Annotated in this window: 20 protein-coding genes and 1 pseudogene; 9 read left to right on the forward strand and 12 right to left on the reverse strand. The window is 53.0% G+C overall.

Annotated elements, in window-relative coordinates; genetic code table 11:
* Window positions 1-297: 297 nt before the first annotated feature.
* A complete protein-coding gene (gmhB, locus tag ACSZO4_RS00560) occupies window positions 298-864 on the reverse strand; it encodes a D-glycero-beta-D-manno-heptose 1,7-bisphosphate 7-phosphatase (protein ID WP_437886885.1) in 567 nt (188 codons plus the stop codon).
* 189 nt (window positions 865-1053) lie between these two features.
* Here gmhB and metN point away from each other — a divergent pair, with 189 nt between their 5' ends.
* The 7 genes from metN (at window position 1054) to ACSZO4_RS00595 (ending at window position 7500) form a co-directional block, all read left to right on the forward strand.
* Window positions 1054-2085, forward strand: a complete 1032-nt coding sequence (gene metN, locus ACSZO4_RS00565) for a methionine ABC transporter ATP-binding protein MetN (protein WP_437886886.1) — start codon at window positions 1054-1056, stop codon at window positions 2083-2085.
* Window positions 2078-2731, forward strand: coding sequence for a methionine ABC transporter permease MetI (locus ACSZO4_RS00570; protein WP_437886887.1), 654 nt, complete (start codon window positions 2078-2080; stop codon window positions 2729-2731). Before metN ends, ACSZO4_RS00570 begins: the two co-directional genes overlap by 8 nt.
* 40 nt (window positions 2732-2771) lie before the next feature.
* Window positions 2772-3587 (forward strand): methionine ABC transporter substrate-binding lipoprotein MetQ, encoded by an 816-nt coding sequence (metQ, locus tag ACSZO4_RS00575; RefSeq protein ID WP_437886888.1) that lies wholly within the window; start codon window positions 2772-2774, stop codon window positions 3585-3587.
* A 107-nt stretch (window positions 3588-3694) separates the two neighbouring features.
* Complete coding sequence (gene rcsF / locus ACSZO4_RS00580; protein WP_437886889.1) at window positions 3695-4099, forward strand: Rcs stress response system protein RcsF; 405 nt, start codon at window positions 3695-3697, stop codon at window positions 4097-4099.
* Window positions 4096-4803, forward strand: coding sequence for a tRNA (N6-threonylcarbamoyladenosine(37)-N6)-methyltransferase TrmO (tsaA, locus tag ACSZO4_RS00585; protein ID WP_437886890.1), 708 nt, complete (start codon window positions 4096-4098; stop codon window positions 4801-4803). Before rcsF ends, tsaA begins: the two co-directional genes overlap by 4 nt.
* A gap of 110 nt (window positions 4804-4913) precedes the next feature.
* Window positions 4914-6632: a proline--tRNA ligase gene (gene proS, locus ACSZO4_RS00590; RefSeq protein WP_437886891.1), complete on the forward strand. Its 1719-nt coding sequence runs from the start codon at window positions 4914-4916 to the stop codon at window positions 6630-6632.
* A gap of 64 nt (window positions 6633-6696) precedes the next feature.
* Complete coding sequence (locus ACSZO4_RS00595) at window positions 6697-7500, forward strand: YaeF family permuted papain-like enzyme (protein WP_437886892.1); 804 nt, start codon at window positions 6697-6699, stop codon at window positions 7498-7500.
* Here the strand turns inward: ACSZO4_RS00595 and nlpE are convergent, their stop codons facing one another.
* From nlpE to ACSZO4_RS00610, 3 genes are read right to left on the reverse strand one after another with little or no spacing between them, the layout of a single operon-like run.
* Window positions 7501-8205 carry an envelope stress response activation lipoprotein NlpE gene (gene nlpE, locus ACSZO4_RS00600; protein ID WP_437886893.1) on the reverse strand — a complete coding sequence of 235 codons (705 nt, stop codon included), beginning with the start codon at window positions 8203-8205 and terminating at the stop codon, window positions 7501-7503.
* 35 nt (window positions 8206-8240) lie between these two features.
* The gene (gene arfB / locus ACSZO4_RS00605; protein ID WP_437886894.1) at window positions 8241-8663 is read right to left on the reverse strand and encodes an alternative ribosome rescue aminoacyl-tRNA hydrolase ArfB; all 423 of its coding nucleotides are present in this window, start codon (window positions 8661-8663) and stop codon (window positions 8241-8243) included.
* Entirely contained in the window at window positions 8660-9205 is a 546-nt protein-coding gene (locus ACSZO4_RS00610) for a YaeQ family protein (RefSeq protein WP_437886895.1), read from the reverse strand. The genes arfB and ACSZO4_RS00610 overlap by 4 nt, the downstream gene beginning before the upstream one ends.
* 194 nt (window positions 9206-9399) lie before the next feature.
* Here ACSZO4_RS00610 and ACSZO4_RS00615 point away from each other — a divergent pair, with 194 nt between their 5' ends.
* Window positions 9400-9600, forward strand: coding sequence for a YaeP family protein (locus ACSZO4_RS00615; protein ID WP_437886896.1), 201 nt, complete (start codon window positions 9400-9402; stop codon window positions 9598-9600).
* Entirely contained in the window at window positions 9587-9847 is a 261-nt protein-coding gene (rof, locus tag ACSZO4_RS00620; protein ID WP_437886897.1) for a Rho-binding antiterminator, read from the forward strand. The genes ACSZO4_RS00615 and rof overlap by 14 nt, the downstream gene beginning before the upstream one ends.
* 31 nt (window positions 9848-9878) lie before the next feature.
* On the opposite strand, the gene tilS is transcribed toward rof, so the two are convergent.
* From tilS to lpxA, 8 genes and pseudogenes are all read right to left on the reverse strand, one after another.
* The gene (gene tilS, locus ACSZO4_RS00625; RefSeq protein ID WP_437886898.1) at window positions 9879-11174 is read right to left on the reverse strand and encodes a tRNA lysidine(34) synthetase TilS; all 1296 of its coding nucleotides are present in this window, start codon (window positions 11172-11174) and stop codon (window positions 9879-9881) included.
* Between the two features lie 64 nt (window positions 11175-11238).
* Window positions 11239-11628: a VOC family protein gene (locus tag ACSZO4_RS00630; RefSeq protein ID WP_437886899.1), complete on the reverse strand. Its 390-nt coding sequence runs from the start codon at window positions 11626-11628 to the stop codon at window positions 11239-11241.
* Window positions 11629-11684: 56 nt separating this feature from the next.
* A pseudogene (locus tag ACSZO4_RS00635) lies at window positions 11685-13824 on the reverse strand (lysine decarboxylase LdcC).
* 104 nt (window positions 13825-13928) lie between these two features.
* Window positions 13929-14888 (reverse strand): acetyl-CoA carboxylase carboxyl transferase subunit alpha, encoded by a 960-nt coding sequence (accA, locus tag ACSZO4_RS00640; RefSeq protein WP_437886900.1) that lies wholly within the window; start codon window positions 14886-14888, stop codon window positions 13929-13931.
* 12 nt (window positions 14889-14900) lie between these two features.
* Window positions 14901-18383 (reverse strand): DNA polymerase III subunit alpha, encoded by a 3483-nt coding sequence (gene dnaE / locus ACSZO4_RS00645; protein WP_437886901.1) that lies wholly within the window; start codon window positions 18381-18383, stop codon window positions 14901-14903.
* A gap of 32 nt (window positions 18384-18415) precedes the next feature.
* Window positions 18416-19012, reverse strand: a complete 597-nt coding sequence (rnhB, locus tag ACSZO4_RS00650) for a ribonuclease HII (RefSeq protein ID WP_437886902.1) — start codon at window positions 19010-19012, stop codon at window positions 18416-18418.
* The gene (gene lpxB / locus ACSZO4_RS00655; RefSeq protein ID WP_437886903.1) at window positions 19009-20157 is read right to left on the reverse strand and encodes a lipid-A-disaccharide synthase; all 1149 of its coding nucleotides are present in this window, start codon (window positions 20155-20157) and stop codon (window positions 19009-19011) included. The genes rnhB and lpxB overlap by 4 nt, the downstream gene beginning before the upstream one ends.
* Window positions 20157-20945: an acyl-ACP--UDP-N-acetylglucosamine O-acyltransferase gene (gene lpxA, locus ACSZO4_RS00660; protein WP_437886904.1), complete on the reverse strand. Its 789-nt coding sequence runs from the start codon at window positions 20943-20945 to the stop codon at window positions 20157-20159. Before lpxA ends, lpxB begins: the two co-directional genes overlap by 1 nt.

Raw genomic sequence — 20945 nt, forward strand, 5'->3', positions numbered from 1 at the left:
TCGTCCGAGGACGTTAAGAATCCATGTCACTTTGAGTGCCCACACAGATTGTCTGATAAATTGTTAAAGAGCAGTGCAACGCGGCTTTCGCTCACCGTTGCGAGGTGGCGTATATTACGCTTTCCTCTTTCAGAGTCAAGCGCTTATTTTCGCTTTTCTCTTCAACCGAACCGGCTACTTAGTGTGAAGTGATTCACATCCGCCGTGTCGATGGAGGCGCATTATAGGGAGCTCCCGATGAATGACAAGCGGAAAAATGCATTTTTATTTCAACCGCTCATCTTTTCATCATAACGGTTACTTTTGGCGCTTTTTGATGGCTGCTGGCAGGTCTGCGAGGCTATTAATCACCCAATCCGCTGCATTTTCTGCTTCCGGCGTGACAGGTTTCCCGGTACGAACCAATACACGCGTGCCTACCTGAGCTGCGCTTGCTGCCTGCATATCTTCAATTTTGTCGCCAACCATATAAGAAGAAGACATATCAATGTGCAAATGATCGCGTGCCGAGATAAACATACCTGGATGAGGTTTGCGGCAATCACAGACCTGGCGGAACTCTTCAACACTTCCCTGCGGGTGATGCGGACAATAGTAGATACCGTCCAGGTCAACATCCCGATCGGCCAGAGACCAGTCCATCCATTCCGTCAGCGTTTCAAACTGGGCTTCTGAGAATTTGCCACGAGCAATGCCTGACTGGTTGGTCACAACAACCAATGCAAAGCCCATTGCTTTTAGTTCACGCATGGCATCAATGACACCATCAATAAACTCAAAACTGTCGATCTCATGTACATAGCCGTGATCGACATTAATAGTGCCATCACGATCGAGAAAAATTGCAGGTACTGATTGTGCCACCGGTTTGCTCCTGAATAAGGCATGTACACTTAGTATCTCACGTTTCACCAGCCAGGAAAGTGTTCATCTCACAGGGCGAGATTGATTTAGACGTCTGGATGCCCTAACATCCGCTCTGCTTATGGTTATCGTCGGTAACCGGCAGAAGAAAATGCCACGGCTCACTCTTAATACGACAAAAATAATCTGATGATTAAACTTTCGAATATCACCAAAACATTCCAGCAAGGTACGCGATCAATTCAGGCGCTGAATAATGTCAGCCTGCACGTTCCTGCCGGGCAAATTTATGGCGTCATCGGCGCATCGGGCGCGGGTAAAAGCACGCTGATTCGTTGCGTTAATTTACTGGAACGTCCAACTGAGGGGAAAGTTCTGGTTGATGGTCAGGAACTGACCGCTCTTTCCGAATCAGAACTCACCAAAGCACGCCGTCAGATAGGCATGATTTTCCAGCATTTTAATCTGCTCTCTTCACGCACTGTTTTCGGTAATGTCGCTTTGCCACTGGAGCTGGATAACACACCACGCGAAGAGATTAATCGTCGAGTGAAAGAGTTGCTTGAGCTCGTTGGTTTGGGCGACAAGCATGACAGCTACCCGGCAAATCTATCCGGCGGGCAAAAACAGCGCGTCGCTATTGCCCGCGCACTGGCCAGCAATCCAAAAGTGCTGCTTTGCGATGAAGCCACCAGCGCGCTGGATCCTGCAACCACCCGTTCGATTCTCGAACTGCTCAAAGATATTAACCGCCGACTCGGCCTGACTATTCTGCTGATCACCCATGAAATGGATGTGGTTAAACGTATTTGTGACTGTGTAGCCGTCATCAGTAATGGTGAATTGATTGAACAGGACACGGTGAGTGAAGTTTTCTCTCATCCGAAGACGCCGCTGGCACAGCAGTTCATTCAGTCAACGCTGCATCTGGATATTCCGGAAGATTATCTGCAACGTTTAAAAGCGCAGCCCGTCACAGACAGCGTGCCGATGCTGCGCATGGAATTTACCGGTCAGTCCGTTGATGCGCCGCTGCTGTCGGAAACCGCTCGTCGCTTTAATGTTAATAACAACATTATTAGCGCGCAGATGGACTACGCCGGCGGTGTCAAGTTCGGCATTATGCTAACTGAAATGCACGGTACACAGCAGGATACGCAAGCCGCCATTGCCTGGCTTAAAGAACACCATGTAAAAGTAGAGGTGCTGGGTTATGTCTGAGCCAATGATGTGGTTAATGGCGCGAGGTGTTTGGGAAACGCTGGCGATGACGTTTGTGTCCGGCTTTTTCGGCTTTGTACTGGGTCTGCCGGTCGGCGTACTGCTCTATGTTACGCGCCCGGGACAGATTTCCGAGAACGCAAAGCTTTATCGCACCCTGTCGGCGCTGGTGAATATTTTCCGTTCTATACCTTTTATTATCCTGCTGGTATGGATGATTCCGTTCACCCGAATTGTGGTCGGTACCTCTATTGGCTTGCAGGCGGCGATTGTTCCTCTCACCGTGGGAGCAGCACCCTTTATTGCACGTATGGTGGAAAACGCACTGCTGGAAATTCCAACCGGCTTGATCGAAGCTTCCCGCGCAATGGGCGCGACACCGCTGCAGATCGTGCGTAAGGTTCTGCTGCCGGAAGCATTGCCAGGTCTGGTCAACGCCGCGACCATCACATTAATTACCCTGGTCGGTTATTCCGCCATGGGGGGTGCCGTTGGCGCAGGTGGCCTGGGCCAGATTGGTTATCAGTATGGTTACATCGGTTACAACGCGGTAGTCATGAACACGGTCCTGGCATTGCTGGTGATTCTTGTTTACATAATTCAGTTCGCAGGCGATCGTATCGTTCGCTCCGTGACTCATAAATAACGTTGCACAACACAACGACTCTGAAAGGAAGGAAAAACACATGGCGTTTAAATTTAAGACCTTTGCGGCGGTAGGTGCCCTGATTGGCTCCCTGGCCCTGGCAGGTTGCGATCAGGATGAAAAAAATCCAAACCACATCAAAGTAGGCGTGATTGTTGGCGCAGAACAGCAGGTTGCTGAAGTTGCGCAGAAAGTGGCGAAAGAGAAGTATGGCCTTGATGTTGAACTGGTAACCTTTAATGACTACGTGCTGCCGAACGAAGCGCTGAGCAAAGGTGATATCGATGTCAACGCCTTCCAGCACAAACCTTATCTGGATCAGCAGATCAAAGACCGTGGTTACAAACTGGTTGCCGTGGGCAACACCTTTGTTTACCCGATCGCTGGCTACTCCAAGAAAATCAAATCTATTGATGAGCTTCAGGAAGGCGCACAGGTTGCGGTGCCAAATGACCCGACTAACCTCGGCCGTTCCCTGCTGCTGCTGCAAAAACAGGGTCTGATCAAACTGAAAGATGGCGTTGGTCTGCTGCCAACCGTTCTGGACGTTACCGAGAACCCGAAAAACCTGAAGATTGTTGAGCTGGAAGCGCCGCAGTTGCCGCGCTCCCTGGACGACGCGCAAATCGCGCTGGCGGTTATCAACACTACTTACGCCAGCCAGATCAACCTGACTCCGGCTAAAGATGGTATCTTCGTCGAAGACAAAGACTCCCCGTACGTAAACCTGATCGTGAGCCGCGAAGATAACAAAGACGCTGAAAACGTGAAGAAATTCGTCCAGGCTTATCAGTCTGATGAAGTGTACGAAGCAGCGAACAAAGTCTTCAACGGCGGCGCGGTTAAAGGCTGGTAATCCTTCTCTTACAGATTATCCTTCAGGACGGGCACATGCCCGTCTTGTTATTTTCTCAAGCACCTGATTCAATAAGCGACGTTAAGAAATTTCATTGAGGACATATTATGCGTGCTTTACCGATCTGTTTATTGGCACTCATGCTGAGCGGCTGTGCAATGTTAAGCAGATCTCCCGTCGAGCCTGTTAAAAGCGCAGCAACGCCTCCAAAAGTGGAACCGGCCAAACCGAAGCCACCGCGTCCTGCACCGGTACGAATCATTACTAATGCTGAAGATTTAGTCGGCAAAACGTTTCGTGATTTAGGGGAAGTTTCCGGGGATTCTTGCCAGGCCAGCACTCAGGATTCTCCGCCGAATATCCCGACCGCCCGTAAACGTCTGCAAATTAACGCCTCTAAAATGAAGGCCAATGCGGTTCTGCTGCACAGCTGCGAAGTCACCAGTGGCACACCTGGATGCTACCGCCAGGCGGTATGTGTCGGATCTGCCCTTAACGTATCGGCGAAATGACCGCATTTTCTTTTCAGCAAATAGGCGTCATCCGCTCTCCATATAAAGAAAAGTTTGCCGTTCCCCGCCAGCCAGGCCTGGTCAAACATGGGAACGGCGAGCTGCATCTTATTGCTCCCTACAATCAGGCAGAGGCCGTCAGGGGACTCGAATCCTTTAGTCATCTGTGGATTTTGTTTGTGTTTCACCAGACGATGGAAGGATGCTGGCGCCCGACAGTTCGCCCTCCCCGCCTTGGCGGAAACGCAAGAATGGGCGTTTTTGCCACGCGTTCCACTTTTCGCCCTAATCCTGTCGGTATGTCGCTGGTTGAGCTAAAAGGGATCCGCCGCGAGAAAGAGAAGGTGATATTGCAGTTGGGTAGCCTGGATCTTGTCGATGGCACGCCAGTTGTCGATATCAAACCCTATTTACCCTTTGCTGAAGCACTGCCAGACGCCCAGGCCAGTTACGCCCAGCAGGCGCCAGGTGCCGATATGCCCGTCACTTTCAGCGCCGAGGTTGCCGCATTGCTCCCCCGGCTGGAAAAGCGTTACCCTCACCTCTCGTCGTTTATTTGTGAAGTACTGGCCCAGGATCCTCGCCCGGCTTATCGCAAAGATGAAGAGCAGGGAAAAACATACGCCGTCTGGCTACTGGATTTTAATGTACGCTGGCGCGTGACCAGTGCGGGTTTTGAAGTCTTTGCCCTTGAAGCGCGTTAATTTCTCTCCCTCTACTTTTGACATCACTGTCTCGCTGGTAAACTGAATCACTTTTTTAAATCAGGCTCCCTTTGAGCCTGTTCCAATCGTCCAACTGGAACCGTAACAACATGCGTACTAGCCAATACCTGCTCTCCACTCTGAAGGAGACACCTGCCGACGCCGAAGTCATCAGCCACCAGCTGATGTTGCGCGCCGGGATGATCCGCAAGCTGGCCTCCGGGTTATACGCCTGGCTGCCAACCGGCCTGCGAGTCCTGAAAAAAGTCGAAAACATCGTGCGTGAAGAGATGAACAACGCCGGTGCGATTGAGGTGTCAATGCCAGTGGTCCAGCCAGCAGAGCTTTGGCAGGAGAGTGGTCGCTGGGAGCAGTATGGTCCGGAGTTACTGCGTTTTGTTGACCGTGGCGATCGCCCTTTCGTTCTCGGCCCGACGCATGAAGAAGTGATCACTGACCTTATCCGTAATGAGCTGAACTCTTACAAACAGTTGCCGCTGAACTTCTATCAAATTCAGACCAAGTTCCGCGACGAAGTTCGCCCACGCTTTGGCGTGATGCGCTCTCGTGAGTTCATCATGAAAGACGCCTACTCATTCCATACGTCACAGGAATCGCTTCAGGAAACCTACGACGCGATGTATGCCGCCTACAGCAAAATCTTCACCCGTATGGGGCTGGATTTCCGTGCTGTACAGGCAGACACCGGCTCTATCGGCGGTAGTGCATCTCATGAATTCCAGGTTCTGGCGCTGAGCGGTGAAGATGATGTCATCTTCTCTGACAGCTCCGATTACGCCGCAAACATCGAGTTCGCAGAAGCCGTCGCCCCTAAAGAGCCGCGCGCCGCTGCGACTCAGGAAATGACGCTGGTTGATACGCCAAACGCGAAAACCATCGCCGAGCTGGTTGAGCAGTTCAATCTGCCGATTGAAAAAACCGTGAAAACCCTGCTGGTGAAAGCGGTAGAAGGCAGCGCATATCCGCTGGTTGCCCTGCTGGTTCGCGGCGATCATGAACTGAACGAAGTGAAAGCAGAAAAACTGCCTCAGGTTGCCAGCCCGCTGACCTTTGCAACCGAAGCCGATATTCGTGCGGTGATCAATGCAGGCCCAGGTTCACTTGGCCCGGTGAATATGACCGTGCCGGTGGTTATTGACCGTACCGTTGCCGCAATGAGCGACTTCTCTGCCGGTGCCAACATCGATGGCAAACACTTCTTTGGTATTAACTGGGATCGTGATATCGCCACCCCGGAAGTCGCTGATATCCGTAATGTGGTTGCCGGTGACGCCAGCCCGGATGGCCAGGGTACGCTGCTGATTAAACGCGGTATTGAAGTGGGCCATATCTTCCAGTTGGGTACCAAATACTCGCAGGCCATGAACGCAGCCGTTCAGGGTGAGGACGGTCGTAACCAGGTTCTGACCATGGGCTGCTACGGTATTGGGGTAACACGTGTGGTTGCCGCTGCCATTGAGCAGAACTTTGACGACCGCGGTATCCTGTGGCCGGACAACATTGCCCCGTTCCAGGTCGCTATCCTGCCGATGAACATGCACAAGTCTTACCGCGTGCAGGAGATGGCAGAGAAGCTCTACAACGACCTGCGTGCCCATGGTATTGACGTGCTGATGGACGACCGTAAAGAACGTCCGGGTGTGATGTTTGCCGATATGGAACTGATCGGTATTCCACACACTATCGTCATTGGCGATCGCAACCTGGATAACGACGATATTGAATACAAATACCGTCGCAGCGGCGAGAAGCAGATGATTAAAACAGGTGAGATCATGAACTACCTGGTCAGCGCCATTAAGGGTTAAGTAAACCAGCAACAAAGGCTCCGTCAGCGGAGCCTTTTTTACATGGAAGACATAAGGACCCGGAATGAAAAGGATATTCATGCTGTCCAGCGTGCTCTCTCTGCTTTGCGGCTGCACGCTTGACCTCGCGCCGACGCAAACTCGCGCGCCATCGGCCATCCCACAGCGCAATACCGTTATGCTACAGCGCCTGAGTTCTGCGCCCAACGGCAGCTACAAGGAAATCAGTGAAGAACAATTAAAACCCGGCGATCTGCTTTTTTCCTCTTCAATTGGCGTTACCTCACTGGGTATACGCCTGTTCAGCACCTCTGCCGTCAGCCATGTAGCACTCTATATTGGAGAAGGATACATCTCTGAAGCCACTGGCGCTGGCGTGCAAATCGTTACGCTCAGTGAAGCCCTGGCGCACAGCGATAAACTTTTTGTCCTGCGCCATCCCTCCCTGACGTTACAGCAGGAAAAAAAGATCGCTGAATTTTCAAAAAGTAAGCAAGGAATACGCTACAACTACACCGGCATCGTGAAAATGATCCCTTTTATGCTGACAAAACAGCTATGTTCACTGAACCCTTTCTCCCGGGATTTCCGTCAGCAATGTATTACCGGACTGGCATCTTCCCAGTTAGGGGCAGAGACAAGCACCTTGCCAGACAGCTACTTTTGCTCAGAGTTTGTTGCCGCCGCATACCAGTATGCAGGGCAACCGCTCACCAGCAACGAAGCCGCCTGGGTAAGCCCTTCCGATTTACTCCATATGCGCGAAGGCGATGTACCGACATTAACGCCGGTTAATCCCCTGCGTTATGTTGGACACCTGAGCCCAGGGATCTATATCAAAGCGGGCAAATGGGCGCAGTTGCGTTAATCAAGGCTGTGAATCATTACAGCCTTTATGCGCAATAAACCGGCCGCTGTTATTCGCGATCAGCACTTTTTGCAGGACGCGGGTATCCGTATGAGGCTGAAGAGCAAAATGCGCATTGACTTCGAGAAGCACCGGCCGATGATCTGCTCCACGCACCGCAGCATAACCCTGTTCCAGCTGCGCATTACTGGCCACCGCTATCCGCTTGCCTGTCGCACAATCGGTAAATTGCGCCGCATCGGCAAAGTAGAGGTACATACCGCGCATCGCCATTGGCGTTGTCGGCAGTGAGACCTTCACTGGCTGCAGGGTGTAATTAAGTCCTGAATGAATCGGATTGCCCTCGCGATCCAGCATTTCCAGCGCTTCGCCTTTGACGCGGAAATAGCGTTTCTCACCCGTTTCGTCGGTTAACACCAGTTTGTCAGCGGTGCGCGCCCATGAACCATAGGTAGCAAATTCCGCCGTGGTTTTTCCGCCCTGATACCCCTGATTCATGACCCAGGTACCGTCTTTCTCGAGGAAAAGCGAGGTTTCGATACCTTCACAGTCCGCGCAGGGTAACAGACCTCGCCAGCTCTGCTGCATTGACGTCAGCTCTTCCCGTTGCACAGGCGAAACAGTTTGCACTTCGCCCCGATTGTTACACCCCATCAGCCCAAAGAGTGTCATTACCGCGACCAGGGACAAAATCGTTTTCTTCACACTCGGTTCCTTATGACTTGTTCTTCTTGTGTCCATCAGTCCGCAAGCCGACGGACTTTCCCACGTAGCGCTTTCACCGAAGACTTTTGCGACTTTGTCGCCAGACGTCGTTCTTTCGACGCTTTTGTCGGACGCGTTGCCCGGCGACTTTTCTGCACCACCGTCAGTTCCTGAATCAATGCCACCAGCCTCGCAACGGCCGCTTCGCGGTTCATCTCCTGACTGCGATATTCCTGGGCTTTGATCACCACCACGCCATCGGCGGTGATCAGGTGGTGCGACGCCGCCAGCAATCGCTCCTTATAAAAATCGGGCAAGCCGGAAGCACGAATATCGAAGCGCAGGTGAATAGCCGTCGAGGCTTTATTCACATGCTGCCCACCCGCCCCTTGCGCGCGCACTGCGGTTATCTCCAGCTCGTCATCCGCAATGCTGGCGTGGCGGGAGATAACAATCATCGCGGCTGCTGCCAGCCAGTAAACTGAATTTCCAGATTGTTTTGAGCATCACTCAGCCAGATAGTTCCGTCCTGTATCGTCGCCTGCAGCGTCATCGTCCGTGTCGCGAATGCGCTCAATTTTGCCAGTTGCTCATCATCCAGATACCAGATACTCAGATTTTTGAATCCGGCGAGTTTGCTCTGATTTTGCTGCCACCAGATCTGTGCCGCCCTGTCGTTATAGGTAAACAACGCAACGTCCTGAGACTGACTCCAGGCTTTTTTGATGCGCCGTTCATCCGGCAACCCCAGTTCAATCCACAGATCAATGCCCAGATGATCGTTACGCAGCCAGGCTTCCGGCTCATCTTCAGCGCTTAGCCCGCGGGTAAATTGCAGCCGTTCATCGGCAAACTTCAGCCACGCCAGCAAGCGCAGCATCATACGTTCCTGCGTCTCGGAAGGATGACGAGCAAGCGTCAGGGTGGCGTCCAGAAATTGATTTCGATCGAGGTCAGCCACATTCACTGTCGCTTTATAAATTGTTGCTTTTAATGCCATATCGCCTCCTGAGCAAAACAGGCGCTATTGTAGCGAATAAAGGTATAGCGCGCTGTTATCTCTTTGCCGGTGAGGAATTCATCGCGCTGATAATGATGAGCCTCCTGTGGTATAGTCACCTTGCGAAACAGAGCGTATCTTCGTAGGCTTAATGGTATCTCACAGTAAAAGCCAGGGCGCTTACAGGAGGACATGTGGGAAATTATTGTGAATTAATACGCAAGCGGTATGCGGAAATTGCCAGCGGAGATCTCGGGTATATTCCGGATGCATTGGGATGTGTATTGAAAGTTTTGAATGAAATGGCATCGGACGATACCGTTTCAGAGTCGGTCAGGGAAAAGGCGGCCTATGCTGCCGCGAACTTACTGGTGAGCGATTATGTCAATGAATGATAACTATCAACCCATCAATTGCGATGATTATGACAACCTGGAACTCGCCTGTCAGCATCATCTCTTACTGACACTGACGCTGAAAGATGGCGAGGCGTTGCAGGCGAAAGCCAGTGATTTAGTTTCACGTAAAAATGTGGAGTATCTGGTGGTTGAAATCGCAGGTACAACCCGTGAACTGCGCCTTGATAAAATTGCCACCTTCAGCCACCCGGAGATCGGCACCGTTGTGGTGAGCGAATCCTGACGTCCTCTGACGGGCAGTAGTTAACTGCCCGTTACTTCTCCCACACCAGTTGCACACCGCTTTCTTCAGCTTCTGCCGCGCCGTCCAGCGTGACAAACTGCCCGGCCGCCGCAATCAGCGTTTCGCCATAGAACAACAGCGGTGTTGTATCCCGTTTCCAGGGAGGAACGCCCCGCTCCTGCCATATTTTTTTCAGCTTACGCCCGCCGTTTCGCCCGACAATGTGCAGGGAGCCACTCGCCTGAAAGCGGATTGTCACCTTTTCGTCTGCCAGGGGGGCACGTAATTCCCCGCCAGAGATAAGCGACAACGTGCCAGAGTTCGCCGGCAGCGTCAGCGTGGATAAGGGAGAAGGCCAGTCGATCACTTTGTCACGCAGAACCGGTAACGCCGCCACCAGCCATAATTGCCCCTGATAGCGGCGAACGTCCTGATTCTCCAGCCGCAGGCAAGGTTCAGCATCTTCCCTGGCAAGCGCCACTTCCTGCCAGATGCGACCGAGCATCTCCCGCGATGGCATCGACGCCTGTTGCGATGCCAGCCAGCGGCGTAAAAGCGCCCCTCGCCTGATGGCGCTCAACGGCGCTAATGCGGCAACCGACAAGCTGCCGTCACCTCCAGTGGCGGCATTGAGTTCATCGGCCAGCAGTTCATCGAGCAATTGCTCCTGTTCACCACACAATGCGGCACTGCGCGCGACGGCATCGGCAAAATGACGCCAGCGGGCATTTAATCCGGGCACAACTCGCAGGCGCAGAAAATTACGATCGTAGCTGTCATCAGCATTACTTTCATCCTCAATCCAGCATAAGTGGTGCGTCTGCGCATCATTGAGCAACGAGGCCCGTGTTTCATGCAGCAAGGGCCGCAACAACTCTGTACCGGCAAAAGGCAGCATCTCCGGCATGCCCGCCAACCCGGCCGGACCACTTCCTCGTTTTAACGCCAGCAGGAAAGTTTCACATTGATCGTCCAGATGCTGCGCGGTCAGCAGGGCCTCGCCTGGCAAAAGCGCATCGGCAAAAACCTGGTAGCGCGCTTTTCTCGCCTGGGCCTCAGTGCCGTTGCCCTCATCAAGAAGTTGCACCCGGTTAACGATTAGCGGAACCTGCCATTGCTCGCAGATCTGCTGACAGTGGGTGACCCAGTTGTCGGCATTGGGGCTTAACCCATGATGAATATGGATAGCGCGCAGAGAAATATCCGGCTGCTGCTCACGCCATTGCACCAGCCGATGCAGTAAGACCGTAGAGTCCAGGCCACCGCTGAACGCCACCAGAAACTGGCGCTGCGAAGCTGGACGTTGGTGAAGTAATGGCAGGAGCATGTTGCTAACCGTCGCAAAGATTCATGCCCGGCACGTTACCGGGCATTGTGAGAACTGGCAAGGCTTACTGCTGATAGAGCTCAAGCGGCAGATTGTCCGGATCCTTAAAAAAAGTAAAACGTTTGCCGGTAAAAGGATCAATGCGGATGGCTTCGCAAGGCACATCATGTGCTTCAAGGTGCGCAACAGCCGAATCGATATCCTCCACGCTGAAGGCCAGGTGACGTAAGCCGCAGGACTCTGGTCCGCTGGAACGCGCTGGCGGGAACGGGAAGGAAAATAGCTCAATCACGTACTGGCCATTCAGCGCCAGATCTCCTTTCCAGGAGTCACGCTCCACACGGTAAAACTCACTTTGCAGCGTAAAACCCAAGATGTCGCAGTAGAACGCTTTGCTCCTGCTGTAATCGGTGGCGATGATCGCGATATGGTGTACCTGTTTTAAACCCAGCATAGTCTCTCCTGTTGTCTTTTGGCACGTTACCCTTGCCATCGATAACCCGCAAGAGGCTACGGTTTTTTTAAGACCCGTACCCAATACACGCCATCCTCTCCCCGCTTCGCACCATGAATATCGGTCTCAAAACCGGGGTAATGGCGTCCTATCGCACAAAGCATAAGCAGAAAATCGAGCACCGAGCGACTTTGCTCCGTGAGCATTTCCCCCGGCATCAATAAAGGGACTCCCGGTGGATAAGGCAGGATCATATTGGCAGAGATACGCCCGGTCAGTTTTTCCAGCTCAATGGTTTCCACCTCTCCCCTGATTTGCTTCTGCCATGCCTGGTGCGGCGTCATTTTCATCTCTGGCAGAACATCAAACGCCCGCAGCATTAACTGCGGAAGATCGTGCTGGCGGATCAGTTTATGGATCCCCTGCGCCAGATCCTGGATACGCATGTTGCGATAGAAGTCAGGATCTTCTGCATAGAGATCCGGCAGCATATTCTTCACGCGTAAATTAAGATCATAGCTGCGTTTAAACTCCATTAATCCGCGCAGCAACCCCATCGCACGGGTTTTGTCGATCCCAATGCTAAACAGGAACAGCAGGTTGTAAGGCCCGGTTTTTTTCCACCACCACACCGCGTTCGTCGAGAAACTTCGCCACCAGCGCCGCCGGGATCCCCTCGTCACTCATGTTGCCCTGCTCGTCCATCCCCGGAGTCAGAATAGTCACTTTCACCGGATCGAGGAACATATGATCCGCATCGGCATTGGGAAAACCGTGCCACTCCTCGCCAGGCGCCACGGGCCAGCAATCCGCTTCGTCAATACCGTCCGGCTGCCAGATATCAAAAAACCAGCTGTCCGCCTCATCTCTCAGCCTCTGCACCTCTTTGCGAAAATGCAGCGCACGCTCAACGGATCGATTAATCAGTCGTTTGCCGGGATTACCGCGTAACATTGCCGCCGCTGTCTCGATGGAAGCCACCAGCGGGTAACTGGGCGAAGTGGAGGTGTGTATCATAAAAGCTTCATTGAAGGTGTCTTCGTCATAAGCGCCTTTCACATGGATCAGCGATGCCTGCGAAAAGGCGGCCAGCATTTTGTGCGTTGACTGGGTTTCAAAAATCACTTTACCCGGCACGCGCTCACCGCTCATTCCGCTTTTGCCGGCGTATATAGGGTGAAAGTTGGTATAGGGTACCCAGGCAGAGTCAAAATGAATGGACGGAATATCCAGGGTCTCTTTGATCCAGGTGGTGTTGTAGAGCAGACCATCATAAGTGGAGTTGGTGATCACCGCATGTACCGGCCAGCTTGCGCCCGCCGTCGTCGCCACCTTCATTTCAATGCTGGCATGGGTAAATTCCTGCCGGGGGATCCCTCCCAGGATACCCAGCGCGTTGCGTCCGGGTTTTAGCCACAGCGGCGTTACATCGCTCATCATCAGCAAATGGGCGAGAGACTTGTGGCAGTTACGATCGATAAGCAGGGTGCTGCCAGCCGGTGCGGCATACATTCCAACAATTTTATTCGATGTGGATGTCCCGTTGGTCACCATATAGCTCTGTTCGGCGCCAAAAGTACGGGCAATATACTCCTCCGCCTCCAGATGTGGCCCACTGTGATCCAGCAGCGAGCCCAGTTCGGTCACCGAAATAGAAACGTCAGCCTTCAGGGTATTACCGCCGAAGAAATCATAAAACAGGCAGCCCACCGGGCTTTTCAGGTATGCCGTTCCGCCCATATGCCCGGGTGTACAAAAGGTATATTTCCCCTCCTTCACGTAGGTAAAGAGGGCCTTTGTAAATGGCGGGGTGATATTGTCGAGATATTCCTGAGTGTACTGCTCAATCCGTGTCGCAATATCTCCTGCGCTGCCCAGCGCGTACTCAAAAAACCACAGCGCCATGCGCATATCCTGTGCGCTGACGTCCATTGTCGAGTGAGTGTTGATAAAGGCATACAGCGGCAGATATTCGTTAAGCTGATTGATCTCGCTGCACAGTTCGAGATCGTACTCATCCCAGTCAAAAATGACGCCGCAGATCCGCGGGTTATGTTCGATAAACTTCAGCAGGTCATTTCTGTTTTGTGGCCAGATCAGCTGGAAGCCTTGCGTCCTGAGCGCCTGCTCAAGTTCCTTGATCGGCTCATCTTTGTAGAAAACGCCGTGGGGTCCCATAATGGCAATAATATTCACGCTTACCTCCTTAAAAAACATGAGATAAGCATAGTTGAGCTAAACCGCAGATAAAAAAAAAGCCACACCGGAGTGCAGCTTTTCAGACGGGTCCTTTACGCGAATCAGGCGTAGCCGTAGCTCATCAGACGCTGGTAACGACGGTTACGCAGATCGTCTTTGCTCAGCACATCAAGATCGGCCAGATCGGCAATCAATTGCGCTTTCAGTGAAGCAGCCATCGCTTCCGCATTACGGTGAGCGCCACCCAGAGGTTCCGGAATAATGGAGTCGATCAGCTTCAGCTCCTTCAGGCGCGTTGCAATGATACCCATTGCATCGGCAGCCAGCGGAGCTTTGTCAGCGCTTTTCCACAGAATGGAGGCACAACCTTCCGGGGAGATAACAGAATAGGTGCTGTATTGCAGCATATTCACTTTATCGCCCACGCCAATAGCCAGCGCGCCGCCAGAGCCGCCTTCGCCAATCACCGTACAGATGACCGGCACATTCAGACGCGACATTTCACGCAGGTTACGGGCAATAGCTTCAGACTGACCACGCTCTTCCGCACCCACGCCAGGATAGGCACCCGGGGTGTCGATAAAGGTGATGATCGGCATGTTGAAACGATCGGCCATCTCCATCAAACGCAGCGCTTTGCGGTAACCTTCTGGTGCCGGCATACCAAAGTTGCGACGAATTTTTTCTTTGGTTTCACGACCTTTCTGGTGACCAATGATCATCACAGGACGACCGTCTAGGCGAGCAATGCCACCGACAATGGCTTTATCATCGGCATATGCGCGATCGCCAGCCAGTTCGTCAAACTCATCAAACGCAAGGCGGACATAATCCAGGGTGTACGGACGCAACGGATGGCGTGCCAGCTGGGCAACCTGCCATGCGCCAAGATCGGCGAAAATTTTGCGCGTCAGTTCTACGCTTTTTTCACGCAGACGATGCACTTCTTCGTCAATGTTAATATCCAGTTTTTCATCCTGACGGCTTACCGCTGTCAGAGAATCGATTTTCGCTTCCAGCTCAGCAATCGGCTGTTCGAAATCAAGGAAATTCAGACTCATAGTATTCCTGTATTAGTCAAACTCCAGTTCCACCTGCTCCGAACCAATAAGGCCACGGAGATCGTTTAATAAACGATCGCTCGGAGAGACACGCCACGTCGCGCCAAAACGCAATCGTGCTCGTGCATCCGCCCTCTGATAGTAGAGATGTACTGGAATTGTCCCCGAGCGATGGGGTTCCAGAGACTGACGGAGTCGGGTCAAAAGCTGGTCATCAATTTGCCTGTCCGTCAGCGAGATAGCAAGCCCGCGAGCATATTTTTCACGGGCTTCGTCAATATCCATCACTTCACGGGCCATCATTTTAAGCCCACCGCTGAAGTCATCAAAGCTGACCTGTCCGCTGACGATAAGTATGCGGTCGTTTTCCAGCAAATGCTGGTACTTTTCCAGCGCTTCGGTGAATAACATCACCTCAAGACGCCCTGAACGGTCATCCAGCGTACAGATGCCGATACGATTGCCGCGTTTGGTGACCATAACCCTTGCGGCAATCACGAGCCCCGCCGCCGTGGTGACCTTGCCACGTTCGGTTGGGTGCATGTCTTTTAGCCTAAGGCCGCCGACATAGCGATCGATTTCTTTTAAATACTGGTTGATTGGGTGACCCGTCAGATACAAGCCTAACGTTTCACGCTCTCCTTCCAGTACCGTGTGTTCCGGCCAGGGCTGACAGTTAGCGTAAGACTGTTCTATCTGTTCCGGCTCTTCGGCCAGCACGCCAAACATATCCGCCTGGCCAATCGCCTCTGCTTTCGCATGCTGGTCGGCCGCTTTCAGCGCGTCGCCCAGCGAGTTCATTAATGCAGCACGATGCGGTCCAAGACGGTCAAACGCCCCGGACATGATCAGTTTTTCCAGAATCCGGCGGTTCAGTTTTTTGGTGTCGGTACGCGCGCAGAGATCAAACAATTCGCGGAAGTAACCACCCTGATTACGGGCTTCAATGATCGCTTCGATCGGCCCTTCACCCACACCCTTAATCGCGCCGATACCATACACTATTTCCCCGTCATCATTGACGTGGAAGTGATACAAACCGGAGTTGATGTCAGGTGGCAGGATTTTCAGCCCCATTCGCCAGCATTCATCGACCAGGCCGACCACTTTTTCCGTGTTATCCATATCCGCGGTCATCACCGCCGCCATAAACTCAGCAGGATAGTGCGTTTTAAGCCATAACGTCTGGTAAGAGACTAAAGCATAGGCAGCAGAGTGAGATTTGTTAAATCCATAACCCGCGAATTTCTCCACCAGGTCGAAGATTTTCATCGCCAGTTCGCCATCAACGCCGTTTTTCTTCGCCCCTTCTTCAAAGGTACCGCGTTGCTTGGCCATCTCTTCCGGCTTTTTCTTACCCATAGCACGACGCAGCATGTCTGCGCCGCCAAGGGTATAACCGGAAAGCTCCTGGGCTATCTGCATGACCTGTTCCTGATACAGGATAATGCCGTAGGTCGGTTCCAGTACCGGCTTCAGGCACTCATGCTGCCATTGGACATCCGGGTAAGAGATCTCTTCACGCCCGTGTTTACGGTCAATAAAGTTATCCACCATCCCGGATTGCAGCGGCCCCGGGCGGAACAGCGCCACCAGGGCTATCATATCTTCGAAGCAGTCAGGCTGCAGACGTTTGATCAGATCTTTCATGCCGCGGGATTCAAGCTGGAATACCGCAGTGGTCTCTGAGCGTTGCAGAATGTCGAAACTTTTCTTGTCATCCAGCGGAATAGCGGCGATATCGACAGGTTCAAGCCCCTGCTTCTCACGACGCGGGTTGATCATCTTCAACGCCCAGTCGATGATGGTCAGCGTACGCAGCCCGAGGAAGTCAAATTTCACCAGCCCGGCATATTCCACGTCGTTTTTGTCAAACTGGGTGACCGGGTGCTGGCCCGCTTCATCGCAATAGAGCGGTGCGAAGTCGGTAATTTTAGTGGGGGCGATAACCACCCCCCCCGCATGCTTACCGGCGTTACGCGTGACACCTTCCAGTTTGCGCGCCATATCAATCAGCGCCTTAACTTCTTCGTCTGCCTCGTAGATTTCCGGCAGCTGCGGCTCGGCCTCAAAGGCTTTTGCCAGCGTCATCCCTGGATCGGGCGGCACCAGTTTTGAGATCCTGTCGACGAAGCCATACGGATGGCCTAATACACGACCTACGTCGCGAATAACCGCCTTCGCCGCCATGGTTCCGAAGGTAATGATCTGCGAGACCGCATCACGCCCATACATTTCCGAGACGTGATCAATCACCTGGTCGCGTTTCTCCATACAGAAGTCAACGTCAAAGTCAGGCATAGAGACACGTTCCGGGTTAAGGAAACGTTCGAACAGCAGGTCGAATTCCAGCGGATCAAGGTCGGTAATTTTTAGCGCATAGGCCACCAGCGAACCCGCACCCGAACCACGCCCCGGCCCAACGGGTACGCCGTTGTCCTTCGACCACTGGATAAATTCCATTACGATCAGGAAGTAGCCCGGGAAACCCATCTGGTTGATAACTTGCAGTTCGATATCCAGGCGCGAGTCATACTCCGGACGTTTCTCTTTACGGATAGCTTCATCCGGGAACAAGAATTCCAGGCGCTCTTCCAGCCCCTCTTTCGATTTCACCACCAGGAAATCTTCGGTGGTCATCTCACCCGTCGGGAACTGCGGCAGGAAATACTCACCCAGGCGCACGGTAACGTTGCAGCGCTTGGCAATTTCAACGCTGTTTTCCAGTGCCTCGGGAAGATCGGCGAACAGTTCGCACATTTCGTCCTCGCTGCGCATGGATTGCTGCGCAGAATAGTGACGAGGACGTTTAGGATCATCAAGGGTGAAGCCATCGTGGATGGCCACGCGGATTTCGTGGGCATCAAAATCACCGCCGTCGATAAAGCGCACGTCATTGGTCGCAACGACCGGCAGACCGCGCTTTTCGGCTAATTCAACCGCCGCATGCAGGTAGTTCTCTTCATCTGGCCGCCCGGTACGAATTAACTCCAGGAAGTAGCAGTCATGAAAATGCGTTTCATAGAAGCTGACACACTGATCGACCAGCACACTGTTGCCACGTAGCAGAGATCGTCCCACATCTCCCATGCGTCCGCCGGAAAGCAGGATCAGACCCTCTTTTAGCTCAACCAGCCAGTCCCTGTCGATCCACGGGCCTGCCGCACCATATCCGCGCTGATAGGCACGCGAAATCAGCAACGTCAGATTTTGATAACCCGTATTGTTGGCAGCAAGAACCGTAAGCTGGGTCAGTTCATCACCGAGCAGATCGCTTTGCACGTGAAAATCAGCACCGACAATCGGCTTGATTCCCGCACCATGTGCCGTTCCGTAAAACTTAACCAGCCCACAGAGGTTAGTAAAATCGGTGATCGCCAGCGCAGGCATGCCAAGCGCGGCCGCCTTTTTCACCAGCGGCCCGGTTTTTGCCAGCCCATCAATCATGGAATAGTCGCTATGCACCCGCAGGTGTACGAAACGTGGTTCAGCCATTTTCAGATTCCGGTTTTATCTCGTGACAAGAATCAGGACACAAGGCCCAACGCGCGCCTGACCGGGGCAAAACTGCGCCGGTGATGTTCGGTTGCGCCATGCTCAGCAAGCGCCTGCAAATGAAAAGGTGTGGGGTAGCCTTTATGCTGGGCGAAACCATATTGCGGAAATATTAAATCCAGCGCAGCCATCTCCGCATCACGAGAGACTTTGGCAAGAATAGACGCTGCGCTGATTTCCTGCACCCGACTGTCACCCTTAACAACCGCCAGTGACGGCATCGGCAATTTTGGGCAGCGGTTACCATCAATCAACACATATTCAGGTGCAATATTTAACCCCTCGACGGCGCGCTGCATCGCCAACATAGTGGCATGCAGAATATTCAGCTCATCGATTTCATCGGGTTCAGCACGTCCAAGACTCCAGGCCAGCGCTTTCTCTTTGATCTCATCAAACAGCGCCAGACGGCGTTTCTCTGATAATTTTTTTGAATCATTCAGTCCGACAATCGGACGCGCGGGATCGAGGATAACCGCAGCGGTCACCACCGCGCCAACCAGAGGTCCGCGCCCCACTTCATCCACACCCGCGACCAGATGCGTGTGGGGATAGACAAATTCCATCATTGTGCCAACTCCAGTACGGCATCCGCGGCCTGCTCATCAGCATTACAGAGGATTTGCTGATGCAGTTCGCGGAAAATCTCATGCATCGCATGATGCTCTTTGCCATCGGCCAGTAACGGGAGCAGCGCCGCAGCCAGTTGCTGCGGCTGGCAATCATCCTGCAACAGCTCTTTGACCAGCTCACGCCCGGCGAGCAGATTAGGCAGGGAAACGTATTCCGTTTTAACCAGCCTTTTTGCCAGCCAGAAGGTGAAGGGCTTCATCCGATAGCCGACAACCATCGGGCATTTTGCCAGCATGCACTCAAGCGCTGCGGTACCGGACGCTAACAGCGCGGCATCACTGGCAATCATGGCTTCGCGCGCCATGCCGTCAAGCATTTGCAGCGGCAAATCGGGCGCAACCTCCTGCCGGATCCGCTCAAACTGCTCGCGCCTTTTGGCATTGACCAGCGGCACAACCACCCGTAGATCGGGATAATGCTGGCGCAAAATTTGCGCTGTACGCAGGAAATCAGCGCTCAGCATCTCCACTTCAGCGCCACGGCTACCGGGTAGCAATGCAAGACAATGCGCCGAGTGAGGAATGCCTAACGTGTCCCGCGCGGCGTTTTTATCCGGGTCCAGCGGCATAGCATCAGCCATGGTATGGCCGATAAAACGGCAAGGGACATTGAATCTGTCGTAAAACGCTTTTTCGAAAGGCAGAAAGGCAAGTACCAGATGGGTGGATCTGCCTATTTTGAAAACGCGTTTTTGTCGCCAGGCCCATACGGAGGGGCTGACATAGTGAATGGTTTTGATACCCTGCTTTTTCAAATTACCCTCAAGGGTAATGTTGAAATCCGGCGCATCAATACCGACGAAAACATCAGGCTGTAAATCACTAAAACGGCGAGTGAGATCGGCGCGAATATGCAGCAAACGCCGCAGACGTCCGAGCACTTCGACGATGCCCATGACCGCCAGCTCTTCCATTTCATACCAGGCTTCGCAGCCTTCAGCCTGCATCAGTGGGCCAGCCACCCCGACAAAACGGGCATCAGGCACACGAGCCTTGAGCGCGCGGATAAGACCGGCACCAAGAATATCGCCGGAGGTTTCTCCGGCGACAAGGGCAATCGTTAACGGACGACGCTCGACCATTACCGAATCAGACCACGCGTGGAGCGCTCAAAGAATTCGATGAACGCATTCACTTCCGGATGCTGCTGCGCCAGTTCGGCAATCTCAGGTTTCGCTTCATCCAGCGTTTTACCACTGCGGTAAAGCAGCTTATACGCGTTACGAATAGCGTGAATCGCTTCACGACTAAAGCCGCGGCGTTTCAAACCTTCGATGTTAACCCCAAACGGCGTTGCATGGTTGCCCTGGGCAATAACGTACGGCGGGACGTCCTGCGCCACACCGGAGCAACCGCCAACCATGACGTGCGCACCGATGATACAGAACTGATGGACAGCGGTCATACCACCGATGATGGCGAAATCATCAACGGAAACGTGTCCTGCCAGCGTCGCGTTATTTGCGAGGATGCAGCGATTACCAATCGTACAATCATGCGCAACGTGCGTATTGATCATCATCAGGTTGTCACTGCCCACCTTCGTCAATCCGCCGCCTTGTACCGTGCCACGGTGAATGGTGACGCTTTCGCGAATGCGGTTGCGATCGCCAATTTCCACGCGAGTCGGTTCACCAGCATATTTCAGATCCTGGTTAACTTCCCCGATGGAAGCGAACTGATAAATCTCATTGTCACGACCAATTTTAGTGTGGCCGTTTACGACAACATGAGACTTCAGTACGGTGCCTTCGCCAATTTCGACGTTAGCGCCAACAATACAAAACGGACCAATGTGAGCGTTAGCACCAATAACGGCGCCCTCTTCAACAATGGCAGAAGGATGAATAAAGGCGGTTTTATCAATCAC

This window comes from Phytobacter sp. V91 (assembly GCF_965644225.1).
Taxonomy (GTDB): domain Bacteria; phylum Pseudomonadota; class Gammaproteobacteria; order Enterobacterales; family Enterobacteriaceae; genus CBFFRJ01.